This is a genomic window from Fibrobacter sp., assembly GCF_045112255.1.
GTDB lineage: Bacteria > Fibrobacterota > Fibrobacteria > Fibrobacterales > Fibrobacteraceae > Fibrobacter.
Map to the genome: position 1 here is coordinate 1 of NZ_JBGUHR010000099.1, position 21,541 is coordinate 21,541.

Annotated in this window: 19 protein-coding genes and 1 pseudogene; 11 read left to right on the forward strand and 9 right to left on the reverse strand. The window is 49.0% G+C overall.

Features of this window, described 5'->3' with window-relative positions; translation table 11 throughout:
- Together ACJMM9_RS12825 and radA are read left to right on the forward strand one after the other, a co-directional pair.
- Positions 1-805, forward strand: a pseudogene (locus ACJMM9_RS12825) (hypothetical protein); the annotation flags it as partial.
- Between the two features lie 94 nt (positions 806-899).
- Positions 900-2,291 (forward strand): DNA repair protein RadA, encoded by a 1,392-nt coding sequence (radA, locus tag ACJMM9_RS12830; protein ID WP_405327644.1) that lies wholly within the window; start codon positions 900-902, stop codon positions 2,289-2,291.
- A 52-nt stretch (positions 2,292-2,343) separates the two neighbouring features.
- Here the strand turns inward: radA and ACJMM9_RS12835 are convergent, their stop codons facing one another.
- The gene (locus ACJMM9_RS12835; protein ID WP_088640113.1) at positions 2,344-3,663 is read right to left on the reverse strand and encodes a pentapeptide repeat-containing protein; all 1,320 of its coding nucleotides are present in this window, start codon (positions 3,661-3,663) and stop codon (positions 2,344-2,346) included.
- 122 nt (positions 3,664-3,785) lie between these two features.
- Between ACJMM9_RS12835 and ACJMM9_RS12840 the strand changes: the two genes are divergently transcribed.
- Genes ACJMM9_RS12840 through ACJMM9_RS12850 form a run of 3 tightly spaced genes read left to right on the forward strand, consistent with a single transcriptional unit; the run spans position 3,786 to position 6,135 of the window.
- On the forward strand, positions 3,786-4,982 hold the full coding sequence (locus ACJMM9_RS12840; RefSeq protein ID WP_405327647.1) for an NAD(P)/FAD-dependent oxidoreductase: 1,197 nt from the start codon (positions 3,786-3,788) through the stop codon (positions 4,980-4,982).
- Between the two features lie 7 nt (positions 4,983-4,989).
- Positions 4,990-5,436: a SufE family protein gene (locus ACJMM9_RS12845; RefSeq protein WP_405327649.1), complete on the forward strand. Its 447-nt coding sequence runs from the start codon at positions 4,990-4,992 to the stop codon at positions 5,434-5,436.
- A 9-nt stretch (positions 5,437-5,445) separates the two neighbouring features.
- Positions 5,446-6,135, forward strand: a complete 690-nt coding sequence (locus ACJMM9_RS12850; RefSeq protein ID WP_405327651.1) for a hypothetical protein — start codon at positions 5,446-5,448, stop codon at positions 6,133-6,135.
- Positions 6,136-6,217: 82 nt separating this feature from the next.
- Here the strand turns inward: ACJMM9_RS12850 and tsaE are convergent, their stop codons facing one another.
- From tsaE to ACJMM9_RS12870, 4 genes are all read right to left on the reverse strand, one after another.
- The gene (gene tsaE / locus ACJMM9_RS12855; protein WP_405327654.1) at positions 6,218-6,631 is read right to left on the reverse strand and encodes a tRNA (adenosine(37)-N6)-threonylcarbamoyltransferase complex ATPase subunit type 1 TsaE; all 414 of its coding nucleotides are present in this window, start codon (positions 6,629-6,631) and stop codon (positions 6,218-6,220) included.
- Positions 6,632-6,747: 116 nt separating this feature from the next.
- Positions 6,748-7,875, reverse strand: coding sequence for a carboxynorspermidine decarboxylase (gene nspC, locus ACJMM9_RS12860; RefSeq protein ID WP_405327656.1), 1,128 nt, complete (start codon positions 7,873-7,875; stop codon positions 6,748-6,750).
- A gap of 39 nt (positions 7,876-7,914) precedes the next feature.
- Positions 7,915-8,418, reverse strand: coding sequence for a DUF6169 family protein (locus ACJMM9_RS12865; RefSeq protein ID WP_405327659.1), 504 nt, complete (start codon positions 8,416-8,418; stop codon positions 7,915-7,917).
- Positions 8,387-8,539: a hypothetical protein gene (locus ACJMM9_RS12870; protein ID WP_173469307.1), complete on the reverse strand. Its 153-nt coding sequence runs from the start codon at positions 8,537-8,539 to the stop codon at positions 8,387-8,389. Before ACJMM9_RS12870 ends, ACJMM9_RS12865 begins: the two co-directional genes overlap by 32 nt.
- A 227-nt stretch (positions 8,540-8,766) precedes the next feature.
- Here ACJMM9_RS12870 and ACJMM9_RS12875 point away from each other — a divergent pair, with 227 nt between their 5' ends.
- From ACJMM9_RS12875 to ACJMM9_RS12885, 3 genes are read left to right on the forward strand one after another with little or no spacing between them, the layout of a single operon-like run.
- Positions 8,767-9,726 carry a FecCD family ABC transporter permease gene (locus ACJMM9_RS12875; RefSeq protein WP_405327663.1) on the forward strand — a complete coding sequence of 320 codons (960 nt, stop codon included), beginning with the start codon at positions 8,767-8,769 and terminating at the stop codon, positions 9,724-9,726.
- Between the two features lie 9 nt (positions 9,727-9,735).
- Positions 9,736-10,488 (forward strand): ABC transporter ATP-binding protein, encoded by a 753-nt coding sequence (locus ACJMM9_RS12880; protein WP_405327666.1) that lies wholly within the window; start codon positions 9,736-9,738, stop codon positions 10,486-10,488.
- A complete protein-coding gene (locus ACJMM9_RS12885) occupies positions 10,473-11,426 on the forward strand; it encodes a TraB/GumN family protein (protein WP_405327668.1) in 954 nt (317 codons plus the stop codon). Before ACJMM9_RS12880 ends, ACJMM9_RS12885 begins: the two co-directional genes overlap by 16 nt.
- Here the strand turns inward: ACJMM9_RS12885 and ACJMM9_RS12890 are convergent.
- From ACJMM9_RS12890 to rho, 3 genes are all read right to left on the reverse strand, one after another.
- Complete coding sequence (locus ACJMM9_RS12890; RefSeq protein ID WP_405327671.1) at positions 11,407-12,774, reverse strand: sigma-54 interaction domain-containing protein; 1,368 nt, start codon at positions 12,772-12,774, stop codon at positions 11,407-11,409. The genes ACJMM9_RS12885 and ACJMM9_RS12890 overlap by 20 nt on opposite strands.
- A gap of 102 nt (positions 12,775-12,876) precedes the next feature.
- The gene (proC, locus tag ACJMM9_RS12895) at positions 12,877-13,683 is read right to left on the reverse strand and encodes a pyrroline-5-carboxylate reductase (protein WP_405327674.1); all 807 of its coding nucleotides are present in this window, start codon (positions 13,681-13,683) and stop codon (positions 12,877-12,879) included.
- A 351-nt stretch (positions 13,684-14,034) separates the two neighbouring features.
- Entirely contained in the window at positions 14,035-16,098 is a 2,064-nt protein-coding gene (gene rho / locus ACJMM9_RS12900; RefSeq protein WP_405327677.1) for a transcription termination factor Rho, read from the reverse strand.
- A 351-nt stretch (positions 16,099-16,449) separates the two neighbouring features.
- Here rho and folK point away from each other — a divergent pair, with 351 nt between their 5' ends.
- The 3 genes from folK to panC are packed head-to-tail and all read left to right on the forward strand — an operon-like array spanning position 16,450 to position 18,463.
- Entirely contained in the window at positions 16,450-16,959 is a 510-nt protein-coding gene (folK, locus tag ACJMM9_RS12905) for a 2-amino-4-hydroxy-6-hydroxymethyldihydropteridine diphosphokinase (protein WP_405327680.1), read from the forward strand.
- Positions 16,959-17,609, forward strand: coding sequence for a deoxynucleoside kinase (locus ACJMM9_RS12910; protein ID WP_405327683.1), 651 nt, complete (start codon positions 16,959-16,961; stop codon positions 17,607-17,609). The genes folK and ACJMM9_RS12910 overlap by 1 nt, the downstream gene beginning before the upstream one ends.
- Before the next feature lie 2 nt (positions 17,610-17,611).
- The gene (gene panC, locus ACJMM9_RS12915; RefSeq protein ID WP_405327686.1) at positions 17,612-18,463 is read left to right on the forward strand and encodes a pantoate--beta-alanine ligase; all 852 of its coding nucleotides are present in this window, start codon (positions 17,612-17,614) and stop codon (positions 18,461-18,463) included.
- Between the two features lie 10 nt (positions 18,464-18,473).
- On the opposite strand, the gene ACJMM9_RS12920 is transcribed toward panC, so the two are convergent.
- Positions 18,474-21,437 (reverse strand): CHASE2 domain-containing protein, encoded by a 2,964-nt coding sequence (locus ACJMM9_RS12920; RefSeq protein WP_405327689.1) that lies wholly within the window; start codon positions 21,435-21,437, stop codon positions 18,474-18,476.
- Positions 21,438-21,541 lie beyond the last annotated feature (104 nt).

The window sequence follows — 21,541 nt, forward strand, 5'->3', positions numbered from 1 at the left end:
GCTAGAATTAAGCTCTTCAGATGTTTTGTGGTCGAGTTCGTCGGAAGTAGTTTTAAGTTCATCCGAAGGGATCTTCTCAAGTTCGTCAGAAGAATCTTCAAGTTCTTTTGAAGAAATATCGTCTAGCTCTTCGGAAGAAGCTTTACTTTCAAGCTCATCTGAACTGTTAGAATCCAGTTCCTCAGAAACACAAGAATCAAGCTCTTCAGATGAATTGTCATCGAGTTCATCCGAAGATGTTTTAAGTTCAAGTTCATCCGAAGAAATCTTGTCAAGCTCGTCAGAAAGTCTGTTGCTTTCAAGTTCTTCTGAAATTGAAGTCTCTTCAAGTTCAATCGAAATTTTGATCAGTTCCTGTTCTTTTGAAGAATCTAGTTCCTCTGAAATATTGCTGTCTAGCAGTAGTGTGATTTCATCGAGTTCGCAAAATCAATCAAGTGCTAGCGTCATTCGCACTTCGTCAAGTTCTGCAAAATCGTCAAGCTCGGCAAAATCTTCATCCAGCTCAGTGAAGTCTTCTTCAAGTGTCGGCAAGTCGTCATCCAGTGCGGAGAAATCTTCCAGTTCAATGCAAAAGCAAGACATTCCCTCCATTGTATATAGGAGTGTCCATATAGATGTCTCGGGAAGATCCTTGCATGTTTCTGGCGTTCCTCATGGCGAAAAATATGCCATATTTAACATGCAAGGAGGGCTTGTTGAATATGGTTTTGCAAACTCCGGTTCTGTCGAAGTGACTTTGAATTCATCAGGTTCCTATTTGCTTTATACTGCGGGCCGGTTCAAGAAGTTCTCCATCAAGTAAAAAAACTGCGAAAAAGTCTACTAAAACTGCTTTTTTGAACACTGTTTTGCGGGGTGTCACCTTTTGACATCCTGCTTTTGTTATATTAGTGCTCATGGTAGCAGTAAATAAGTCTAAGAAAGAAATTGAGTATCTCTGTACAGAATGTGGCAATACGACTCCTAAGTGGGCGGGTAAGTGTCCATTCTGTGGCGCGTGGAGTTCGCTGAAGGAACATGTCGTTGAACGGATTACGGAGGGTCCTGGGCGAACTGGGCGAGGGCTTGGTGGTCCAGTCCATAAGGTTGTTCCGCTGAGGGATGTTGCAACGGAGGATACGCGTCGCCTGAGTACTGCGAATACGGAATTTGACCGTGTGCTTGGCGGTGGGTTTGCTCCAGGAAGTTTAGTGCTGATAGGGGGCGATCCTGGAATTGGCAAATCGACGCTCGTACTTACGACGCTTGCGACGATGAATGCTGCTGGAGTCAAGGCTCTATATGTGAGCGGTGAAGAGAGCGCGTGTCAGGTAAAACTCCGCAGCGAAAGGTTGAATGTCTCAGGGAGCGATATGTTGCTTCTTTGCGAGACGAATCTTGAAAAGATTTTGGAGCAGGCAAAAGAGGTCAAGCCTCAGGTGCTTGTGATTGACTCTATCCAGACGGTCTACAAGAGCGATCTTGCTGGGACTCCCGGGTGTGCGACGCAGTTGCGTGAATGCACGCTAGACTTGATGGTCTTTGCGAAAAATTCCGGTTGCATTACGATTCTCATTGGACATGTGACGAAGGATGGCCAGATTGCAGGGCCGAGAATCCTGGAGCATATGGTCGATACGGTTGTTTATTTTGAGGGCGACCGAAATCATCAGTACAGGCTATTGCGCACGATAAAGAACCGCTTTGGAGCGACCGATGAAATTGGCGTTTTCGAAATGACGAGTCACGGGTTGAACCCTGTCCTGAACCCGAGCAAGGTCTTTTTGCAGGAGGGCGTTCCGCCGACACCAGGGAGTGCCGTGTGCTGCACGATGGAAGGTTCACGGGCGCTCCTGTTCGAGACTCAGGCGCTTGTGAACCAGACTAATTTTGCGGTGCCGCAGCGTGTGGCAGCTGGTATTGACCCGAAGCGCCTTACGATTATCCTTGCGCTTTTGGAAAAGTTCGGTGGTGTGACGATTGGTGCTTCGGACGTGTTTGCGAGTATCGCCGGAGGCATGAAGGTGAATGACGCCTCTTCAGATTTGGCTCTTGCTCTTGCTGTGGCGAGCAATCACTTGGGAATCCCGCTTTCACGGCAGACGATTGCTATTGGCGAACTTGGACTGTCGGGCGAGGTGCGTGGCGTAAGCCTCCTGGAACAGAGACTCAAGGAAGCAAGTCGCTTGGGAATGACGGAGGCCGTTGTGCCGGCGAGCTGCAAACTCTCTGAGAATGTTGGGCGGATGAAAATTGTGCACGTGCATACGCTTTCCGAAGCGATAAGCTGGCTCATGGATAAGAAATAAAAGAAAAGGGGCGCTCTTGTGAGCGTCCCTCGTTTCCGTTATTCAAAAAGGCTTACTTGCGCTTTTCGCCCGGCTTGGAGAAACCGAAGGCGCGCGGATCGAAACCGCTGGGGAACTTGGTTCTTTCGTTGTAAAGAACGCGCTTGGCAGTGAACTTTTCAATCTTTGCACCGGTCAAGTCTGCACCGGAGAAGTCCACGTCTTCCATCTTGGTGTCTGCGTCGATCTTGACGCCTTCCATCTTGGCGTTGATGAACGTGACCTTGATGAGCTTAGCACCGGAGAAGTTTGCACCGGAGAGCTGTGCATTGTTGAATGCAGAACGTTCGATGGTGGAGTTTGCAAAGTTTGCCTTGGTGAGGTCTGCGTTATCGAAGATGTCCTTGAAAACGTAGGCACCGTCGAAGACAGCCTTCATGAGTTCAGCGTAGTTGAACACGTTCTTGCTGACGCTAGCATCGAAGAAGGAAGACTTGTTGAGCTTGGTCTTGTCGAAAGAACTCTTGGAAACTTCGCCCTTGTCGAAAACGACACCGTTCAAGTCCTGGTTGTTGAACTTCATGTTCTTGAGCTTGGACTGAGCGAACTTGGCCTTCTGGAGCTGCGTTCTGGAGAGGTCCACGTCATTGAAGTAGGTCAGAGAAAGGTCTGCTTCCTGAAGGTTGACGTTGATGAAGTCTGCACCATCGAAATCAGCCTGGGAAAGACCAGCCTTGGCGAAATTCACGTTGTTGAGCTTCACGCCAGAGAAGTTTGCAGCGATGAGGTTGCATGCTGTAAAGTCTGTCTTGTCCATGGTGGTCTTGCGGAGGTCGCTGTTTGCCATCAAGGAACGGGAGAAGTTCGTGTTGGTGAGGTTTGCCTTGCTGAAGTCAGCGCGGGTAAGGTCCATGTCCATCACGGATGCCTGGGTGAGGTCTGCCTTGCTGAAGTCGCATTCGTCAGAGACCTTCATAGCGTCGAGACGGGCGTTCTTGAGGTTAGCCTTCGGGAATTTGCTATCGAGAAGCGTTGCACGATAGAGGTTTGCATTTTCGAGGTTTGCGCCTTCGAAGGATGCAGAGCGGATGTCTGCGCCGCTAATTGTTGCACCCTTGAGGTTTGCCTTTTCGAAGTTGGCGCCGCTAATCACAGCGTTGCGGAAAGAAACTTCGGCGAGGTTTGCTTCTTCGAAGTTCGGAGAGTCGCCGGCAGAGCGCTGGAAGTCCGTAACGCCCTTGATGGCCCTTGCCTTCTGGAACTGGTAGTTGTCGATACGCTTGTCGCGGAAGGAGGTGTTCAGGTCCTTACCTCTAAAATCTTGCGCAGATACGTTGAGCGCAAGGGCACTAAGGAGGCAAAGACCAAATTTATAGACGTTCTTCATATTCATAGTCAAATTCCCTTTATGAAAAAGTAAATCAAATAACGGATAGCCCTAAAATAACTAAAAAATTTGCAAAACTAACAACTAAAAATAAAAAGTGACCAAATAAATACTAATTTTACGTTGAAATGACTTGTTTTCGTTCAAATTCTTACAAAGTGGTGGTCTGCGGTGCAGGTCCGGCCGGTCTTATGGCGGCATTCCAGCTTGGAAAGTTGACGGGCGGTGCCGGACGAATCCTTCTTTTGGATAAAAAGGAACCTTGGAAGGAACCTATTTTTTGTGCAGAAGCTGTATCGACCCATCGTTTGAACGATTTATGGCCTATTGATGAATCCTGGGTGCGTGGAAGCCTTTCGGGCATCTACTTTACGTCGCCAAAGGGATACAAGGCTGAATTTTACAGCAAGGATTGCGGGCGGCTACTCGACCGCTCGAAGTTCCACCACGCTATTGCCGACGCCTGTGTCGAGGCTGGCGTGGAATGCCGTTTTGACGCTCTCGTCAAGAGAATCGAAAAGACTGAAAATGGCTGGAATTTGGATGTCCAGGTGGGTGGCGAGCTTGTTTCGCTTTCGTCAGAGGCTTTTATTGACGCTAGCGGTCCTGGTTGCCGTTTGACTCGCGGAATTCCGTGCCTTGAAGGGATTGAATCGGGCGATACTGATTTGGAACCTGGCATTTTTGCCGTGGCCGAAGGCATCAAGCACGACCGCGACCATATCGACTTGCTTTACGGAAGCGAATTCCCGGGCGGTTATGGCTGGATCTTCCCGCGTGATGGCAAGGAAGTGAATGTTGGCTTTGTGCTTTCTAAGGACGTGAAGCCTGAAATGCCTTTGCGTGAAAAGCTCAAGCACTTTATCGCAACGCATTATCCGAATGCCAAAATCAAGGCGATTTACGGTGGAATGATTGCCTGCGGGCAGTCAAATAAACCGCTTGCCAAGTGCGGTCTCTTTAAGTCGGGCGATGCGGCGAGCTGCGTGAACCCGATGAGCCGTTCGGGCATTGTCGAAGCGCTCCTTAGCGGAAAAATTACAGCTGAAGCGGTTCATGAATGGCTGAATGCTGTAGATGATGGCGCTCGCGCCCGTATTGAGGCTTCTGTCCTTGATCGTTGGATGGCCGCTCTGGGTAAGACTCATTTGCAGATTTCGCGAGCCAAGTCAGGCTTTGCAAAAATCAAGGACGAACAGTTTGATAAGGCTGCAAAGAGCCTTTCGAAGCTCCCGCGCGAAAAGCAGACATTGTTTAGGATCTTCTGGGCCGTGCTTTGGTCCTGTCCGTCTTTAATTTGGAAAATGCGTTCTTTTTTGCATTAGTATGATTATGTCTGAAAGTATTGTTGATCGTCAAGAAAAGATTAGAGCAAAATTTGCATCGTTCACAGATCCGGATGACAAGTGGAAATTCCTCTTGGATTTGGCTCGTGAGCACAAGGGCATGGATGCCTCCCTCAAGGCGGAAAAGTTCATTATTCAGGGCTGCGCTTCGACAATGTATCTTGTGCCGAAGTTTGATGGCGCGAAAATCCATTTTGAGATGGACGTGGAAGGCGGAACGACGAACCCGCTCATTAGCCGTGGCCTCGGTGCGCTTGCCTTGCAGGTTTTCAACGACATGGCTCCTGCCGATATCCTTTCGGTGGATCCGACGTTTTTCCAGCAGATTGGTTTGAATGTTGGGCTTTCGCCGACGCGCTCGAACGGTTTTGCGAGCCTTTTGAAACAGATTTATTTATACGCACGCGTCTTTGACGCAATTTCAAAAAAATAGGACGACTCTATGTTTAGTTTCTTGAATGGAAAAAGCCCGTTTGACGAGGCTGAAGAAAAACTGGAAGCCGGTGAAACCATTAACGGGAGACCGAAACTTCCGCAGGCGCCGATTATGGGCTGGCAGGACGGCGTGTTCTTGCTGGTGCTTGCCGGCTTGATCGTAGGTTGTTATTATTATTATCAGTACGCCAAGCAAAAGAGCGCTGACGCTTTTGCGAAGTGCGATGCTTTGTACGTTGCCGCCGAAACGGATGCTGCAAAGTATGTGGAAGCTGAAGCCTGCTATAACGAAACGTGGGACTTGGGCTTTGTAAGCGATTCCATGGAAATTCTCCGCCAGAACCGCCTGGGCGCGATTGAAGACTTGCGCAACCAGCAGAAGGACCTGTATGCTGAAGCTATGGGGGCCATGGCTGCTCGTGATACCGTTGCTGCATTCAATGTCGTGAAGGATTACAAGGGCCCGATGCTTTTGAATCAGGGAGACCGCAAGGATTGGAACAACATTGCTGAAAACGATGCAATCAAGGCTAGTGTTGCTGCTGCCGCCGCTCGCGCTGATTCGATTGCAAGGGAAAAGGCTATTGCGGATTCTTTGGCACAGGTCGCTGCGGAACTCCGTGCAAAGGCAGTTGCTGATTCCATTGAAAAAGTGAACAAGAAACTTGCTCGCAAGAAACGTAAAAAGGCTCAGTAAGGTTTAGTCAGTAGTCAATGGTCATTGGTCAATAGCATTTCTAATAACTAACGACTAATGACCAACGACTGATAACTGAATGCTACTTCGCGATTTTCTCGACTGTAATTTCGCGTTCGGTTTCGGAAACGATTTGGATTTTAACGACGTGGGTGATGCCTGTGTCGTTTTCTTCTAATCGCTCGGGCCATTCGATGAGGCTGATGCCGCTTTCGAGGTAGTCCGGATCCATGCCGACTTCATAAAGGTCTGCGCCGCCTTCGAGACGGTACAGATCAAAGTGGAAAATGGGCGGGTTGTTCGGATATTCGTGGAGGATGGTGTATGTCGGGGAACAGACCGTGCCTTCGAAGCCAAGCCCTTTGCAGATGCCGCGGCTGATGACGGTCTTGCCTGCGCCGAGGTTCCCGTAGAGGGCGACCTTGTCGCCGACCTTGAGTTCCTTCGCAAATTCAAGCGCCCAGTTGTATGTGTCTTGTTCGGAATGGAATAGCATAATGAAATGGGGTTGTTAGTCAATGGTCATTAGTCTGTAGTTTATATTTGGCGCCTATGGCGCGATTATACGACTAATAACTAATGACTACCAACTAATTACCGTGGCGTTGTCAATTACAATTTCTCTTTAAACTGCTCGTACGTGAATTTGTGGAGCAGGTGGAACTTGCCGTTTTCGTCGAACTTGCCGATGCTCGGGTGGCGCACACCGTTGAAGAACGTGGTCTTGACCATGGTGTAGTGGATCATGTCTTCGAAGATGATGCGGTCGCCGACCTTGAGCGGTTCATCGAACGAAAAATCGCCGAGCTGGTCGCCTGCGAGGCAGGAGTTGCCTGTGAGCTTGTACGTGTGGGCCTTTTCACCCGGGAATGCGGCGCCGATGATGTTCGGACGGTACGGCATTTCGAGGCAGTCCGGCATGTGGGCGCTGATGGAAACGTTGAGTATTGCGATGTCCATTTCATTGTGGACAATGTCGCCAACGCTTGCGACGAGTTCGCCGGTCTGCCAGCCGATGGCTTCGCCCGGTTCCATGATGACCTGCAAGTGCGGGTAGCGTGCGGAGAAATCCTTGAGGATGCGTACGAGTTCGTCGCGGTGGTAGTCCTTGCGGGTGATGTGGTGGCCACCGCCGAAGTTCACCCACTTCATTTGTGGGAGATACTTGCCGAAGTGCTTTTCGAATGCGGCGAGAACGCCTTCAAGGGCATCGGCATCTTGTTCGCAAAGCGCGTGGAAGTGGAGGCCGTCAATGCCGTCGAGGAGCTCGGGCTTGAATTCCTTTTCGGTTACGCCGAGGCGGGAGAACTTGCCGCAGGGGTTGTAAATGTCAGTTTCGACTGTCGAAAATTCCGGGTTCACGCGGATGCCGGCACTCACGCCGTGGGCGAGCGTCTTGTCCTTGAAGCGCTGCCACTGCGAAAAGCTGTTGAACGTGATGTGGTCTGCGGCATCGAGGATCGCGTCGATTTCGTCGTCTTCGTAGACGGGTGCAAAGACGTGAACTTCCTTGTTCATCTCTTCGCGCGCGAGGCGGGCTTCGTTGAGGCTAGAGGCGGTGGCGCCGGCGAGGTATTCGCCGATGAGCGGGAAGGAACGCCAGAAGCTGTAACCCTTGAGGGCGCAGATGATTTTGACGCCGGTCTTTTTCTGGATATCGTTAAGGATTTCCATGTTGCGGCGGAGACGTGTTTCGTCAAGTACGAAACAAGGACTTGGAACTTGAGAATAGTCGAGCATGGCAAGAAAGATAGAAAGATTTTGGCTTTAGATGCCATTCTAATCAAACGACAAGTTAAGATAATACGCTGTTGCGGTTTGAATATCTTTTAAACGAGGATTTGATCTGCGTAGTAGCAAAAAACAGGTGTCTTGAATTTCCTCTGTTTTTAGTGGCAGGCTTACAATCTCTAAATTTCCATTATTAAAATGAGAAAACCACGAATCATGCTTTGCTGAAAGAAACATTCTGTAACGTGCGTGTTGTTTTCCGTCACTAGAATCAAGAACTATTAAAAGCGCGCAGTCCGGTTGCTTTGTAAATAGTTTTGCAAGTAAATATGCTATGGTATTTTTTAGTTTATGTGGAAATTTTTCATTTTCAAAAGAATTGCGTTTTGCGATTTCTATGCCAAAGTCGTAAATCCTTAGTCCGGTAAGTCCAATTATATCTGTTAGGTCAGAAAATGTAACCAGATATTCGTTTCCGAAATCTGTTGTAAAGGCGTACCCGTTTTCAGAGTCTGTTAAATTATAATGGCTTAGCGAATTTAATTTGATCATCGTTAAATGACTTTAAAGACCCATGTTTTTTGATATGGGCAGACATACGCCGTTTGGCTGCAATCACATCAGGCAGCTTGTCAATCAGCTTTTTTATGTCTTTTTGAATTTTTTCGTTCATTTTAGATGACCTTATCTCTATGTGAATATAGTTATTTACCGTTGTGAAGTCAAGAATTCAAATGAATTGAGCCCATTGGATGAACAAATCTACAAACATAAATTTCAAAAAGTATGATTTGCTGAAATTTTGCAAACAACCGTTGGCAAAAAGAGAAAAAATGTTTCAAATTTTTGTATGATTGGTGGTGTTATCTGTTGCATCGGAGGCTTGTTTTGCGGCGGTTGTTGATTGGTTTTATAGCGTTGGTGGTCTTGATTGTGTTGCTGTGCGTGGCGACGCTTTGCTTTGGTGCGGTGAACATTCCGTTTGCGGATGTGGTGCAGGCGCTGTTTAGCCCGGGTGCAGATGTTTCTTCGAACATCTTGTGGAACTTGAGAATCCCGCGAATGATTGCGGCGATTTTGGCGGGTGCGTCGCTTGCTGTGTCGGGCTTGTCGCTACAGACTGTGTTCCGGAATCCGCTTGCGGGACCGTTTGTACTTGGTATTAGCAGTGGCGCAAGTCTCGGCGTAGCGCTTGCGCTTTTGGCAGGCATTGGCTTTGGAAGCGTCGGCGTGCTTGGCTCGGCGGCGCTTGGGGCTTTGCTCGTGACGCTTGTCGTGATGTTTGCGGCGACGCGTTTTGCGCAGACGGGCGTTCTTTTGATTGTCGGGCTTTTGACGGGGTACTTTATCGATTCGATTGTGAGCGTTTTGATTGCAGGGAATTCTTCGGAATCGCTTCGCGTTTACGTGGCGTGGGGCATGGGTAGCTTTGGGCGCGTGACGCTCGGTGATGTCTGGATTTTTGTGGCGGCTGTTTTGGTGGGATTGGTGATGATTGGTGTTTCACTGCGGTACCTGAATGCTGCGCTTTTGGGCGATGATTTTGCACATGGGCTTGGGTTGAACGTGAAGCGTTCTAAGATTTGTGTGTTGCTCGGAGCAAGCCTTTTGGCGGGGGCGACGACGGCGTTTTGCGGGCCAGTGGCGTTTATCGGAATTGCGGTTCCGCATTTAGCTTATCTGCTTTTCAAGACAACGAACCATCGAGTGCTTTTGCCTGGGGCTGCGTTGTGCGGCGTGGCGCTTGCGCTTTTGGGTGGACTTTTCCCGGCTTCGGTGCCGCTGAATGCTGTTCTTTCGCTGGTGGGTGTTCCTGTGATTTTGTGGGTGCTTGTGCGCGGCTCTGGTGCGCGTTTTTAGGGGGCTTTTATGACGAATGTTGAATCGCAGAACGTTTTGCTAGAATGTAAGGATTTGCTTGTCGGCTATGGTAGTGCGCTCCCGTCTATGAAAATCCCGTTTGACTTTTCGCTTGCGCCGGGAACGGTTGTGGCTTTGATGGGCGAGAATGGTTGCGGCAAGAGTTCGCTTTTAAAAACTTTTGCAGGCTTGCTTATGCCGGTGGCGGGCGAGGTCTCGCTTGAAGGTAAATCTCTTACGGAATGGGCGCCTCGTGAACGCGCTCAGGAAATCTCGCTTGTGCGAATGTCGAGTGCTGTGCCCCCGCGAATGAGCGTGAGTGAATTTGTGCGATTGGGCCGTTCGCCGTATTCGGGAATTTTTGACAGCCGCACAGAAGAAGACAATCGCATTGTTGATGAATCGATGGCGCTTTTGGATGTGGCGAATTTCGCGAATCGTCCGATTGCGGAATTGAGCGATGGCGAGCGCAGCCGTGTGTTTTTGGCGGAGGCCGTGGCGCAACAGGTGAAAATCTTGCTGCTCGACGAACCGAATGCGTTCTTGGATATTCCGCGTAGCCATGCGCTTTTCAGGTTGCTTAAGAAAATTGCGATAGAACGTCAAATGGGCATTGTTGTCTCGACGCATTCCGTAGAGTATGCGGAACGCTATTGCGATAAGATTATGGTTGTGAATGGAGGCTCGGTGTGCGTGGCGCCTGCCGCTGATGCCCGCAAAACAGGCTTGTTAGATTGGACGGAAATATGCGACGCTCTTTGATTTTGTTTTATGCGATTGGTGTGTTTTTTGTTGCGCTTTGCTTGTCATCGTGCGCGGGGTCGAAAAATGTTGCGGAACCCTCGGAACAGAAACATTTCTTCTGGAAAGTTTCCGATGAAAATTCTTCGGTGTGGGTGCTGGGGAGTATCCATTTGGCAGACTCGACTTTGTATCCGCTTGATCCTGTGATTGATTCGGCGTTTGCGCATGCGGAGGAGCTTGCTGTAGAACTCAATATGAACGATGAAGAAGTCGTGAAGGAGATTGGTAAGGAATCCGTTTCGCAGGGAATGCTTGATGAAAGATTACTCCGTGATATTCTGCCGCCGGAAATGTGGAATACTTTGGATAGCCTTTGCGCGGCCTGGGATATTCCTATGGTCGTATTTGAAAAGATGCGCCCCTGGCTTGTGGCAACAACGCTTAGCGCGTATGCGTTTGAACAGGCTGGCTTGAATCCGGAATATGGAATCGACTATGTGCTTTTGGATAGGGCTGCAACAGATGGCAAGGCAATTGTCGGGCTGGAAACTGCTGAAGAACAGATTGGCGCCCTTGCAGATACGACAGAATCGGATTCGGCGGGTGTGTATTACTTAAAGACGACTTTGCGTGAAATTGCGGAACTTGAAACGCTTGTGAAAAATTTGATTCATGCCTGGAAAACAGGTGATGACGATTTGTTGCGTAGTTTGCTGAATAAAGATGACGAAGAAGACGAAAGCGCAGAAACGTCGTCTAGCGATCAAAAGTTTAAGGATGGTTTTGAACAACGTATTTATGTAAATCGCAATGCAAAAATGGCCGAATCAATTGCGTCTTTCTTGCGCGAAAATAGGAATGTTTTTGTCGTGGTCGGCGTGGCGCACTTGGCGCTTGAAAAAGACAATGTGATTGATGCGCTTCGCAAGCGCGGCTTTAAGATTGAACGCTTTTAACGCTTAAGCCGAGTCGCGTGAGGCGGTTATAAAGGGCCGTGCGGTTCATGCGGAGCCGTTCGGCGGCAAGGCTTACGGAACCATCGCAATTGCGAATGGTCGATTTCAAAAATTCTCGTTCTTCGTCGAGCTGCATGTCGCGGAATTCTTCGTAATTGCTCACGTTGAAGGCTTTTATCGCGGCACGATCGGCGCTAGTAAAGCTTGTTGAATTGTTGTCGGAACTTTCGTCGATTTGCAAATCTTCGGTGCGTAAAATGCCTGGGTCTGTAAAGCAGAGTGCGCGTTGGATGACGTTTTCGAGTTCGCGAATGTTGCCAGGCCAGTTGTGGTTCTGGAGCTTTTGCAAAGCTTCTGGCGAGAGCGTGTAAGGCTCGCCTTCGGGGGCGTACTGGCGGATAAAGTAATTCGCTAAATCTTCGATGTCTTCTTTGCGGTCGCGGAGCGGCGAAAGTTGCATCGGAATCACGTTCAGGCGATAGTAAAGGTCTTCGCGGAAACGCTTTTCGCGGATTTCTTCGCGAAGGTCGCGGTTTGTGGCGGCGATGATGCGCACGTCGATGTGTCGCGTCTTGTTTGCACCGATGGGGCGGATTTCGTGATTCTGGATGACGCGCAAAAGCTTGACTTGAGCGTGGAGCGGCATGTCGCCAATTTCGTCCAAGAAGATGGCGCCGCCATTGGCATCTTCGAAAAGACCGATGCGTTCGTTTTGGGCGCCCGTGAATGCTCCGCGCGTGTGACCGAAAAGTTCACTTTCGAAAAGCGATTCGGGAATGGCGCTACAGTTGACGGTGACGAATTTGTCGTAAACGCAAGCGATGGCTCGTGCGACCAGGTCTTTGCCGACGCCCGATTCTCCTTGGATGAGGACGGGGCCTGTGTGCAGAATGGCGCGTTCCACTTTTTTGCGGAGGTGCTGCATGGCTTCGCTTTTGCCGACGAGATGTGACATCCTTTCGCGGAAAATGCGCTTTGCGTTGTAGATTTCCTTGAGTCTGGAAATCTTGCTCATCAAGTGGAGGCGAAGCGCTTCGACAGAGAGTATCGTGTCGTAGAGCTTGCTAGAAACTTCGCTGTAGCGTTCGGGTGATTCCGCGTAGGCGAGAATCATGGAATCCGGGCTAAAGTCGCGAAGGCTTGCAAGCAGTTCTGCATTTTTTGCAGTGAAAGAATCAAGGTCCCAGATGACGATGGGCGCGAGTTGAGTGCGCAATGCTTCTGCGATTTCGGGCGCCTCGTCGCTGGTGGGGGTATGAACATCGACAGTGTTATCCACAGAAGAAAGGACGTCCAAGATGAACGAGGACGTCGAAGTTTCTTTTGTGAAAAAGTCAATGGAAGGCATTTGTTTGTAATTCGGAATTAGGAAGTAGGAGTTAGAAATTTTTTAATTTGGCGGCTTTGCCGCAATTAATACAATTCCTTATTCCGAATTCCGCATTCCTAATTATTTTCCCAGTTCCTTGCTGCGGTTCGTGCCGGCGACAACAGCCTTGATAAGTGTGCTGCGGAACGCACCTTCTTCGAGGACGTCGATGCCAGCGATTGTCGTGCCTGCCGGAGAGCAAACCATGGCGCAGAGGTCGCTCGGACTCTTGCCGGACTGCTTGACGAGTTCCACGCTGCCTTCGATGGTGCCGAGGGCAAGCTTGAGGGCGACATCGCGGGTGAGGCCTGCCTTCACGCCACCGCGGGTAAGGCCTTCAATGAATTCAAAGACGTAAGCAGGGGCGCTGCCGGAAAGTCCGGTTACGGCGTCGATGAGAGATTCTGCAACGCGGCAGGTCACGCCGATGTTGCCAAAGATTTCTTCGGCGAGCTTGAGCGTTTCTTCGGAGACGCCGTCGGTGGCGAGGCCAACGGAACCCTTGCCAACGGTCAGCGGTAGGTTCGGCATCACGCGGAGCACTTGGTTCTTTTCACCGAGCACTTCGATGAGGCTCTTGCGGGCGACGCCGGCCATGATGCTGATGAATGTCTTCTCGCTCTTGAGAGCGGATGCGGCGGCCTTCCATTCGGCGGCGACGAGCTTGAAAATCTGCGGCTTGACACAGAGGAATGTGACGTTTGCTTTTTCGATGCCTTCGGCAAAGCTCTTGACGCGGACGCAACCGAGGGCGCTTACGGCTTCGGCAGCCTTGTCGCTCGGGTCAAAGAAGAAAATGTTCTTGGCGTCTGTGCCTGCGTTCAAAAGACCGCGGAGGATGGCTCCGCCCATGTTACCGGTACCGGCAAAGAAAATCGTAGTGTTCATATAGGTTCCTTTTTTAAACTTTGTAGATTGCTTCGGCCCCTTACAGGGTTCTCGCAATGACGAAAGTTGCGTTCGCTTTTTGCAATGACGTTACGGTAGTAAACGTAAAAATTTTTCAGTTGTAAAATGGTGATGCCGTTCCGGAATAGATCCGGGATGACAAAAAAGTCCGGCATGACATGGGGATAAAAAGGAGATGCGCTCCCCATACGCGGATCATAACCACTAAATACTAAAGTATTAAGTGGTTAAAGAGTTCGGAGACGGGCATGACAAGCGTAAAAAAAGCCCGCGCTTTAATGCGCGGGCTTCTCGCCAAATTTGAATAAGACGTTTCTTGTCTAAATTGTATTAGACTTTTGGTTTGGAGAGGACACTCAGGAGTTCGGCATTTGTCTTGAGCTTGCTCATGAGTTTGAGCAGGTTTTCCATGATGCCTGTTTCCGTCTCGTTCTGGCTGCCTCTGCGGAAATTCCATGCGGCATTCTGTTCGAGGAGCGTCAGCAATCGTTCTTCCTTGCGGGTGCCGGACTTGAACACGTCAATGGCAGGCCAGATGCGCTTTTCGGCGATGCGGCGGTCAAGCACGAGTTCCATGTTGCCGGTTCCCTTGAATTCTTCGAAGATCACTTCGTCCATGCGGCTGCCCGTTTCGATAAGGGCGGTACCGATGATGGTGAGAGAGCCATTCTTCTGGACTTCTTCCGTGATGGAGCCGTCTTCGTTTTTCACGGTGCGGATCTTGTCCTGAATCTTACGGGCGGCACCGAAGAACTTCTTCGGGAACTGCATGGCGTTTGCATCCACACCGCCCGACAAAATCTTGCCGGAATGCGGAATCACGACGTTGTTTGCACGGGCGAAACGCGTGATGGAATCAAGCAGAATCACGACGTCCTTCTGGCTTTCGACGAGGCGCTTGGCCTTTTCCAAAACCATGTTCGCGACACGGGTGTGATGCTCTGGTGGTTCGTCGAATGTCGATGCGACAACTTCAGCCTTGATTTCAAGTCCTTTTTCAGCGGCCTTTTCCTTGATGTCCGTGATGATGTCGCGCATTTCCGTGACTTCTTCCGGGCGTTCGTCGATGAGGAGCGTGATGAGGATGATTTCAGGATGGTTTTTCGCGATAGCGCGGGTCACGTTCTGCAAGAGAACGGTCTTACCGGTACGCGGAGGTGCGAGGATGATACTGCGCTGGCCCTTACCGATCGGGGAGAACAAGTCCATGATGCGGGTGCTGTATTCTGTCTCGTTCCATTCGAGGTGGATCTTTTCTTCCGGATGGATCGGCGTTAAATATTCGAACGCCACACGGCGGCGCATCTTGTCCGGTTCTTCAAAGTTCACGCGGTCGATGCGGCGCATGGAGAAATACTTATCTTGTTCGCGAGGAGTGCGGACAAGTCCTTCAACCGTATCACCAATCTTAAGGTTGAATTTACGGATAAGGTTTTGGCTGACGTAGACGTCGTCCGTGCTGGTCTGGTAGTTCTGATCCGGCATGCGGAGGAATCCGTGGCCTTGCGGAGTCACTTCGAGGACGCCTTCCGTATAAATGATATTGCCTTCGTTTTCGAGGCTCTGCAAAATGTAGTTGAGGGACTGTTTGCGCATTCTGCGGAAGTCCACTTCCTTTTGCACGGCGAGTTCCTGGAGTTCGCTCATGGAGAGCTTGCGGAACTTGAGCCAGTTTTCCTTGGCCTTTAAAATGGCTTCGGAACCCGGTGCCGGGAGCGTCGCAGAGTCATCGACAAATTCTTCTTGCTGGAAATTGCGATTGCGGTTGTTCTTGTTGAACTTGTTGTTCTTATTGAACTTGTTGAATTTGCCGTTTTGGTTGTTGAAGCGGCGGTCGTCCTGACCTTCGCCATTCTGGGCTTGGCCTTCGCCTTGCTGCTGGGCGTTCGGATCAGCATTCGGATCTACAGAAACTTCACCTTGGTTTTCTGCTTGAGCCTGAGCCATATCGGCTGTTGGCGGAATTACGGATTCGACGTTGCTGTCGCCGACAAAAGCGTTTTCTTCGGCAGATTCTGCCGGCTTGTAGTTCTGTTCGCCAGTGTAAATTGGTTCTGCAATGGCGTCGATGTTGGAAACGCCGTACTGCTCAGCGAGACGCTTTTCGGCTGCAGCTATGCCATCAACCGGTTCTTTTTTTTCCTGATAATTTTGTTCGATATCGGCCTGGAAATTTTCTTCGACATCAACGTCCTTGCGGGCTTTTGATTTTTGGCCTGGCTTTCTACCGCGGCGCTTGGGCTGAGGCACTTCATCGGCGCTTTCAGGAAGCTTGTCGGGTGTTCCCAGATAATCGGGTACGGGAATGCCTGTGCTTTCGGGATAAACGAGATCCGTCAAAGAGGGGGCTTGAACGTCTTGTTCTAAATTCTGATTCTTGGGTGTTCTGGGCACGATTGCGTCCTATAATTGGATATTTCAAAAAATGAAATAGGCGATATAGTGAAAGGATGATAAGGGCTTACAGCCCCATAAATTTTTATTGATGATTTAATATTACGTTCCGAAACTGCGGAACGGGTTAAAAGATACATTAAATTTTGTGAAATGTCATAAAAAAAATTTTTTTTGTGAAAAATATGAGTTTTTGAGTTTTGTTCTTTTAAATTTGACTGGATCCTTCCGCTTTCAGCGTCAGGATGACAATGTTTAATCGTAAATTGCTTTCTGCTGCCTACATTCTACTTCTCACTTCCTACCGTCTACTTCCTACTGTCTACTCTAAAAATTGACTATATTTGGGGCGTGGATTCCTTAAATAGAGTATATATAGCACTCGGAAGCAATCTTCCAGACCGCTCGGCCCACTTGAATGCCGGGAGGGAGATGCTTCGCCGTATAAGCGCTGGTGGCTGGGTGGAAAGCCCTATTTATGAAACGCCGCCTGTTGGACCGGAGGGTCAAGGACCGTATTTTAATCAGGTCGTGAGCTTCTGGTACGATGGTGATCCGACTAAGCTTTTATACTATTTAAAGGGGTCCGAGCTTGTTCTTGGGCGCAAGGATCGTGGCCATTGGAATTCTAGGGAAGTGGACCTGGATTTGCTCTTCTTTGGTCGTGAAATATGTTCTGGGCGCCCGACTATACCGCATCCGCAGATTTATAATCGCCAGTTTGTGCTTGTGCCGTTATGCGACATCGCACCGGACTGGGTGGATCCGAAGTCGAACAAGACCGTGAAGGAATTGCTTACGGAACTTCTTTCGAAAGAAGAAAAGATTCCGTTCCGTGTTATAAATGGGGAGGAACCTTAATGCTCCTTGACAAGAACATTCATTTCATGGCTATTGAGGGTGTGATTGGTGTCGGAAAGACTTCGCTTGCCCGTGCCATTTGTGAACGCTGGAATGCAATGTTCATCGAAGAGAATTTTGCTGAGAATCCTTTCTTGCCAAAATTCTACGAGAACCGTTCGGCATACGCATTCCAGACGCAGCTCTTCTTTTTGCTCGACCGTTTTAAGCAACTCCAGAATTCAGCCTTGCAGAGCGATCTGTTCCACGATTTGCTGGTGAGTGATTATACGTTTGATAAAGACCGCATCTTTGCTTCGCAGAACCTCACCGAAAATGAACTTACGATGTATGACCAGGTGTCGAACGCCTTGAATCACGATATCCGCAAGCCGGATTACGTTGTCTATTTGCAGGCAAGCGTTTCGACACTCTTAAAGCGCATCAGGGGCCGTGGCCGCGCGATGGAAAAGACCATTGACGGCAATTACCTGAGCGACTTGCAGGACCGTTACGACCACCATTTCTGGCATTACACGGATGCTCCTGTGCTCATCATCAATACTGACAATATCGATTTTGTCCATAACGAAAGCCATTTGCAGATGGTATTGAACGCGATTGCGTCTTGCCCAAGTCAAACGACTTATTTTGTTCCAGAAGGTAACTAATCATGCAGATTATTAAGTCTATCGATTCCCTACGTCAAACGCTTGCTCCTCTTGCGAAGGAAGGGAAAAGAATCGGTCTCGTTCCAACGATGGGTGCTCTCCATGAAGGTCATGGCGCTCTTATCAAGGCTTCTGTGAGCGAGTGCGATGTGACTGTTGTAAGTGTGTTCTTGAACCCCATCCAGTTTGGCAAGAACGAAGACCTGGACAAATATCCGAAGCGCTTGGAAGCTGATGCTAAGCTCGCTGAATCCATTGGCGCCGATTACGTCTTTGCTCCGTCTGTTGCTGAAATGTATCCTGATGGCGACCCGATGACGCTTGTTCGTGATGAAGCTCTCGAAGGCATGTATTGCGGCGCTTACCGTCCGGGACATTTCCGCGGTGTCTTGACGGTTGTTTCCAAGCTGTTCCTCATTTCTGGCGCAAATGACGCCTACTTTGGCGAGAAGGATTACCAGCAGGTGTTCCTGATCGAAAGAATGGTGAAGGACTTGAACTTCAATATCAAGATTCACCGTGTGAAGATTGTGCGTGAAGAAAGTGGCCTTGCCCGCTCTAGCCGAAACGAATACTTGACTCAGGAAGAACGCGATCAGGCGCTTGGCATTTACAACGGACTCAAGGCTGCAAAGGCTGCCTACGAAGCTGGCGAACGCAGCGTCTCGAAGATTCGCGATATCGTCGTGAAATCCATCGTTGCCGCTCGTGGCGTGGTGCAGTATGTGGAAGTTGCAAACCAGAAGAACTTGCAGAAGTGCAATGGCGCCCTTGCCGCCGAAGACAAGGCCGTAATTCTTGCTGCCGCCTTCTTCGGAAAGACTCGCCTCATTGACAATATGGAGTTGAACTAGGGAATACCCGCTACTTCTCTGTAGCGGTAAAGATTCCGTCCCATTTTTCGCCTGCGTGAGCGGGCGGATTTTGTTTATAGGCTTTGCAGCGCTTGATGTAGACCTGGCTTGGGCAAGTTTTGCTTCCCGGATCGCGTTCGGGCAAATGCGGCTCGTACGCGAGGCATTGCGTGAATAGTTCTGTTGCCTTGTTCCATTGCATGTCGAGATAAGCGGCTCGGGCCTGTTCCCAGAGCTTGCAGAGCTTTTTGAGCTTGCTTGAATCTTTGTCGTTTGCGTAAGCGAGGAGTTCGAATGTTTCAACAGGTTCGTCTTTTCCTACTACGCGAATGATATCGAGTGGACGGTAAATATATTGGTTGTTTACTTTCTGCTCGATAAGTTGATCAATTGTATTTTTGCAAATGTGAATATAGGCTCCGTACTGTTTGGCGGCACTTTCAAGGCGCGCAGCAAGGTTCACTTCATCGCCCATCATTGTGTAGTTCTTGCGCATGGTGGAACCCATGTTTCCGGTCACGATGTTGCCTGTGTTGATGCCGATTCGCATGTGCATGTTGAGTACGACGCTTGGCCATTTTTTTTCTTCGCTGTGCCATTTTTTGCGGAGTTTTAAAAGTTCGCTTTGCATGTCAAGTGCTGTGTCGCAAGCGCGTTTTGCGTGATCGTCGTATTTCATTGGGGCGCCGAAAAATGCGATGATGGCGTCTCCTTCGTACTTGTCGAGCGTTCCTTTGTTCTTGGTTGTCAAAACTTCGGTCATCGCGGTCAGGTATTCATTCAAAAGTTCAACGAGCTTGGTCGGGTTGCCAATTTGTTCAGAGAAAGTCGAAAAACTCTGGATGTCGGTGAAGTAGGCCGTGATGTTTGATTCTTCACCGCCGAGTTGCGGGGTGATGCCTCCTGCAACCATTTCATCGATCAGTTCCGGGGATATGTACTGCTTGAATGAACTTGTAATAAATTTCTTTTCCTTGCTCTCAAAATACGCTTGCACAACCATGGCGAGTGTATTTGTCGCAATGATGGCTAGGAGTTGCTTGGAAACGCCTATATAAATATTGTGCTTGAAACAAATGTAGGCTAGTAATGTGTATAGAATGGCAAGCGTGATTGTGAAGAATAGTGAAGCAAAACTTCTGAAGTATAGCCCGATGAGAGTGCTGATTAAGGCGAGTATAATCACGGCATAACGCTGGTGGCGTTCGTTCAATACGGTCAGATAATCGTCTTCGAGAATGTTCTTGATAATGCTTGCGTGTACGAGAATTGCTGGAACGTTTTCCTCGTGCGGGCCGTTGACAATATCGAAAAGTGCAGAAACGGAAGACCCGAGAATAATTGTTTTCCCGGCGTATTGATCGAGATTTGTGGTGTCTCTAAAGATGTCGAAATAAGATATGTGCTTGAAGGTTCTTGTTTCGGGGGTGACTCGGTTGAAACGGCCTTTGTACTTGATGAGGTATTCGCCATGTTCCCCGATGGGAATGCGCTTGTGAGGACCGAATCGCAATTCTTCGCCGGGCGTGAGGCTACTGATTTGTTTATCTGTAACCTTGGAAATGTCCCGCAAGATTTGATTTGTGAAAAATGCGATTGAAGCGGACCATTCGTCTTTTGATTTGTTGTAGCTTATATCCATTTGGCGTGACAAATGCTTGTGCTCGCCAACCTTGATGCGTCGATAGCTTGATTCGTAAAAATGGATGGTCTTGATTATGTTGGGCGTGATATAGATTTCTTCATCGTCTTCGTTTGTGATGACGTAAACACCTTCGTCATCTTCGCTTTTTGCCATTTTATAGCCGAACTTTAAATCAATGGATTTGTTGTCTTTGAGCTTGTCAAAGATGCTTACAGGAAGCTTTCGTAAAAGCATTGAAAGCTTTTCGTCTAGGTGCTGGTCGTCGTCAATGAATATGTCAAAGACGATTTGTCCTTCGTTATTTCTTTTGGCGGTAACCTTGGATGATGTCTCGACGAGACTAGCCTTTTCAACGCCGCTTTCCTTGATCTGCTTCATCTTATCGCGCAAGGCGATAAACATGGGATAGGTAAAGTTTGGATACGTTGTATGATACTCGCCGATAGAGTCTCGGTAAATTCCAAATGGCTTCCCGATATCGATGTATTTTCCCGTTTTTACGGTGATGTCTTTGGGATCCTTGTGGAAAAGGTGTAAAATGGTCATTAAGGAAAGCGTCGAGTAGATGCGCTGCGGGGCGAGCTTATCGTCTTTGACAAATGGGAACTTGTACAGCATGCTGATGCGGCGAATGGTGCCGTCGTTGTCGGGGTATGCGTTTACGGCTCCGATGCGGGCGCCCGCGTTGGAAAGCTCCGGGAATACGTTGTCGAGTAGTTGTCGTGATTCAATATTTTGCGGCTTGTCGACCTGGTTTAACTGAAGAGTCGATGAAAATCCGATTTCTTTGGCGCGGTCCCATGTGCTTAGCGGATTCCAGTCGCTTTTGTTCTTGTAGTACGAGGTGTTGTTCATCAAGAAACTGACGATGCAAATGCCGGAATTGCGTGTGGCTTCGACGAGAACGGAATCGTAATTGTAGTACGATTGAATTTGTGAGAACAACGCTATATGACTTGTGTCTGGATCAAGTGCAGTAAGGATGTCGCGGCACTGCTCGCCTCTGCGTTTTCCGAAGTCCGCTTCTTTGAAAAGAATATCGAAGGCAATGGCTGCGGCCCCGCCTTCGCTTAAGTTCTTGATGACTTTTGCATGAATGGATCGGTCCCATTCGTAGTAATGGCCGAGCTTTTGCAATGACTTTTCATCAATATCTGCAATGAGGATACTGGGATCGTTGTACGGCTTGCTTTCCATGATGATGCCGTCTTTTGTGCTTGTCGTATCCCGTACTTCAGTTGTCCATTTAAAAAACTGGTCGTAGAAAATATTTTCTGCAGATTCCGCAGTAAAGTTGTTTTGCCTGTTGCCAAAGATCAAAATGAGCAAAACGGCGATTGCCGAAAATGCTACCCCAAAATACAGTTTTCTTTGATTTTTCGAATTTTTTTGTGCCATGACATCAAAAAAATAATAATTGAGCAAATAGTGTC

Coding starts and splice junctions, on each gene's coding strand:
- ACJMM9_RS12845 (WP_405327649.1), top strand. CDS start 4,990: ATGTCTGAAAGTATTGTTGATCGTCAAGAAAAGATTAGAGCAAAATTT.
- ACJMM9_RS12880 (WP_405327666.1), top strand. CDS start 9,736: ATGACGAATGTTGAATCGCAGAACGTTTTGCTAGAATGTAAGGATTTG.
- ACJMM9_RS12910 (WP_405327683.1), top strand. CDS start 16,959: ATGCTCCTTGACAAGAACATTCATTTCATGGCTATTGAGGGTGTGATT.
- ACJMM9_RS12885 (WP_405327668.1), top strand. CDS start 10,473: ATGCGACGCTCTTTGATTTTGTTTTATGCGATTGGTGTGTTTTTTGTT.
- nspC (WP_405327656.1), bottom strand. CDS start 7,875: ATGCTCGACTATTCTCAAGTTCCAAGTCCTTGTTTCGTACTTGACGAA.
- ACJMM9_RS12835 (WP_088640113.1), bottom strand. CDS start 3,663: ATGAATATGAAGAACGTCTATAAATTTGGTCTTTGCCTCCTTAGTGCC.
- ACJMM9_RS12840 (WP_405327647.1), top strand. CDS start 3,786: ATGACTTGTTTTCGTTCAAATTCTTACAAAGTGGTGGTCTGCGGTGCA.
- ACJMM9_RS12890 (WP_405327671.1), bottom strand. CDS start 12,774: ATGCCTTCCATTGACTTTTTCACAAAAGAAACTTCGACGTCCTCGTTC.
- tsaE (WP_405327654.1), bottom strand. CDS start 6,631: ATGCTATTCCATTCCGAACAAGACACATACAACTGGGCGCTTGAATTT.
- ACJMM9_RS12870 (WP_173469307.1), bottom strand. CDS start 8,539: ATGAACGAAAAAATTCAAAAAGACATAAAAAAGCTGATTGACAAGCTG.
- ACJMM9_RS12865 (WP_405327659.1), bottom strand. CDS start 8,418: ATGATCAAATTAAATTCGCTAAGCCATTATAATTTAACAGACTCTGAA.
- proC (WP_405327674.1), bottom strand. CDS start 13,683: ATGAACACTACGATTTTCTTTGCCGGTACCGGTAACATGGGCGGAGCC.
- radA (WP_405327644.1), top strand. CDS start 900: ATGGTAGCAGTAAATAAGTCTAAGAAAGAAATTGAGTATCTCTGTACA.
- panC (WP_405327686.1), top strand. CDS start 17,612: ATGCAGATTATTAAGTCTATCGATTCCCTACGTCAAACGCTTGCTCCT.
- ACJMM9_RS12850 (WP_405327651.1), top strand. CDS start 5,446: ATGTTTAGTTTCTTGAATGGAAAAAGCCCGTTTGACGAGGCTGAAGAA.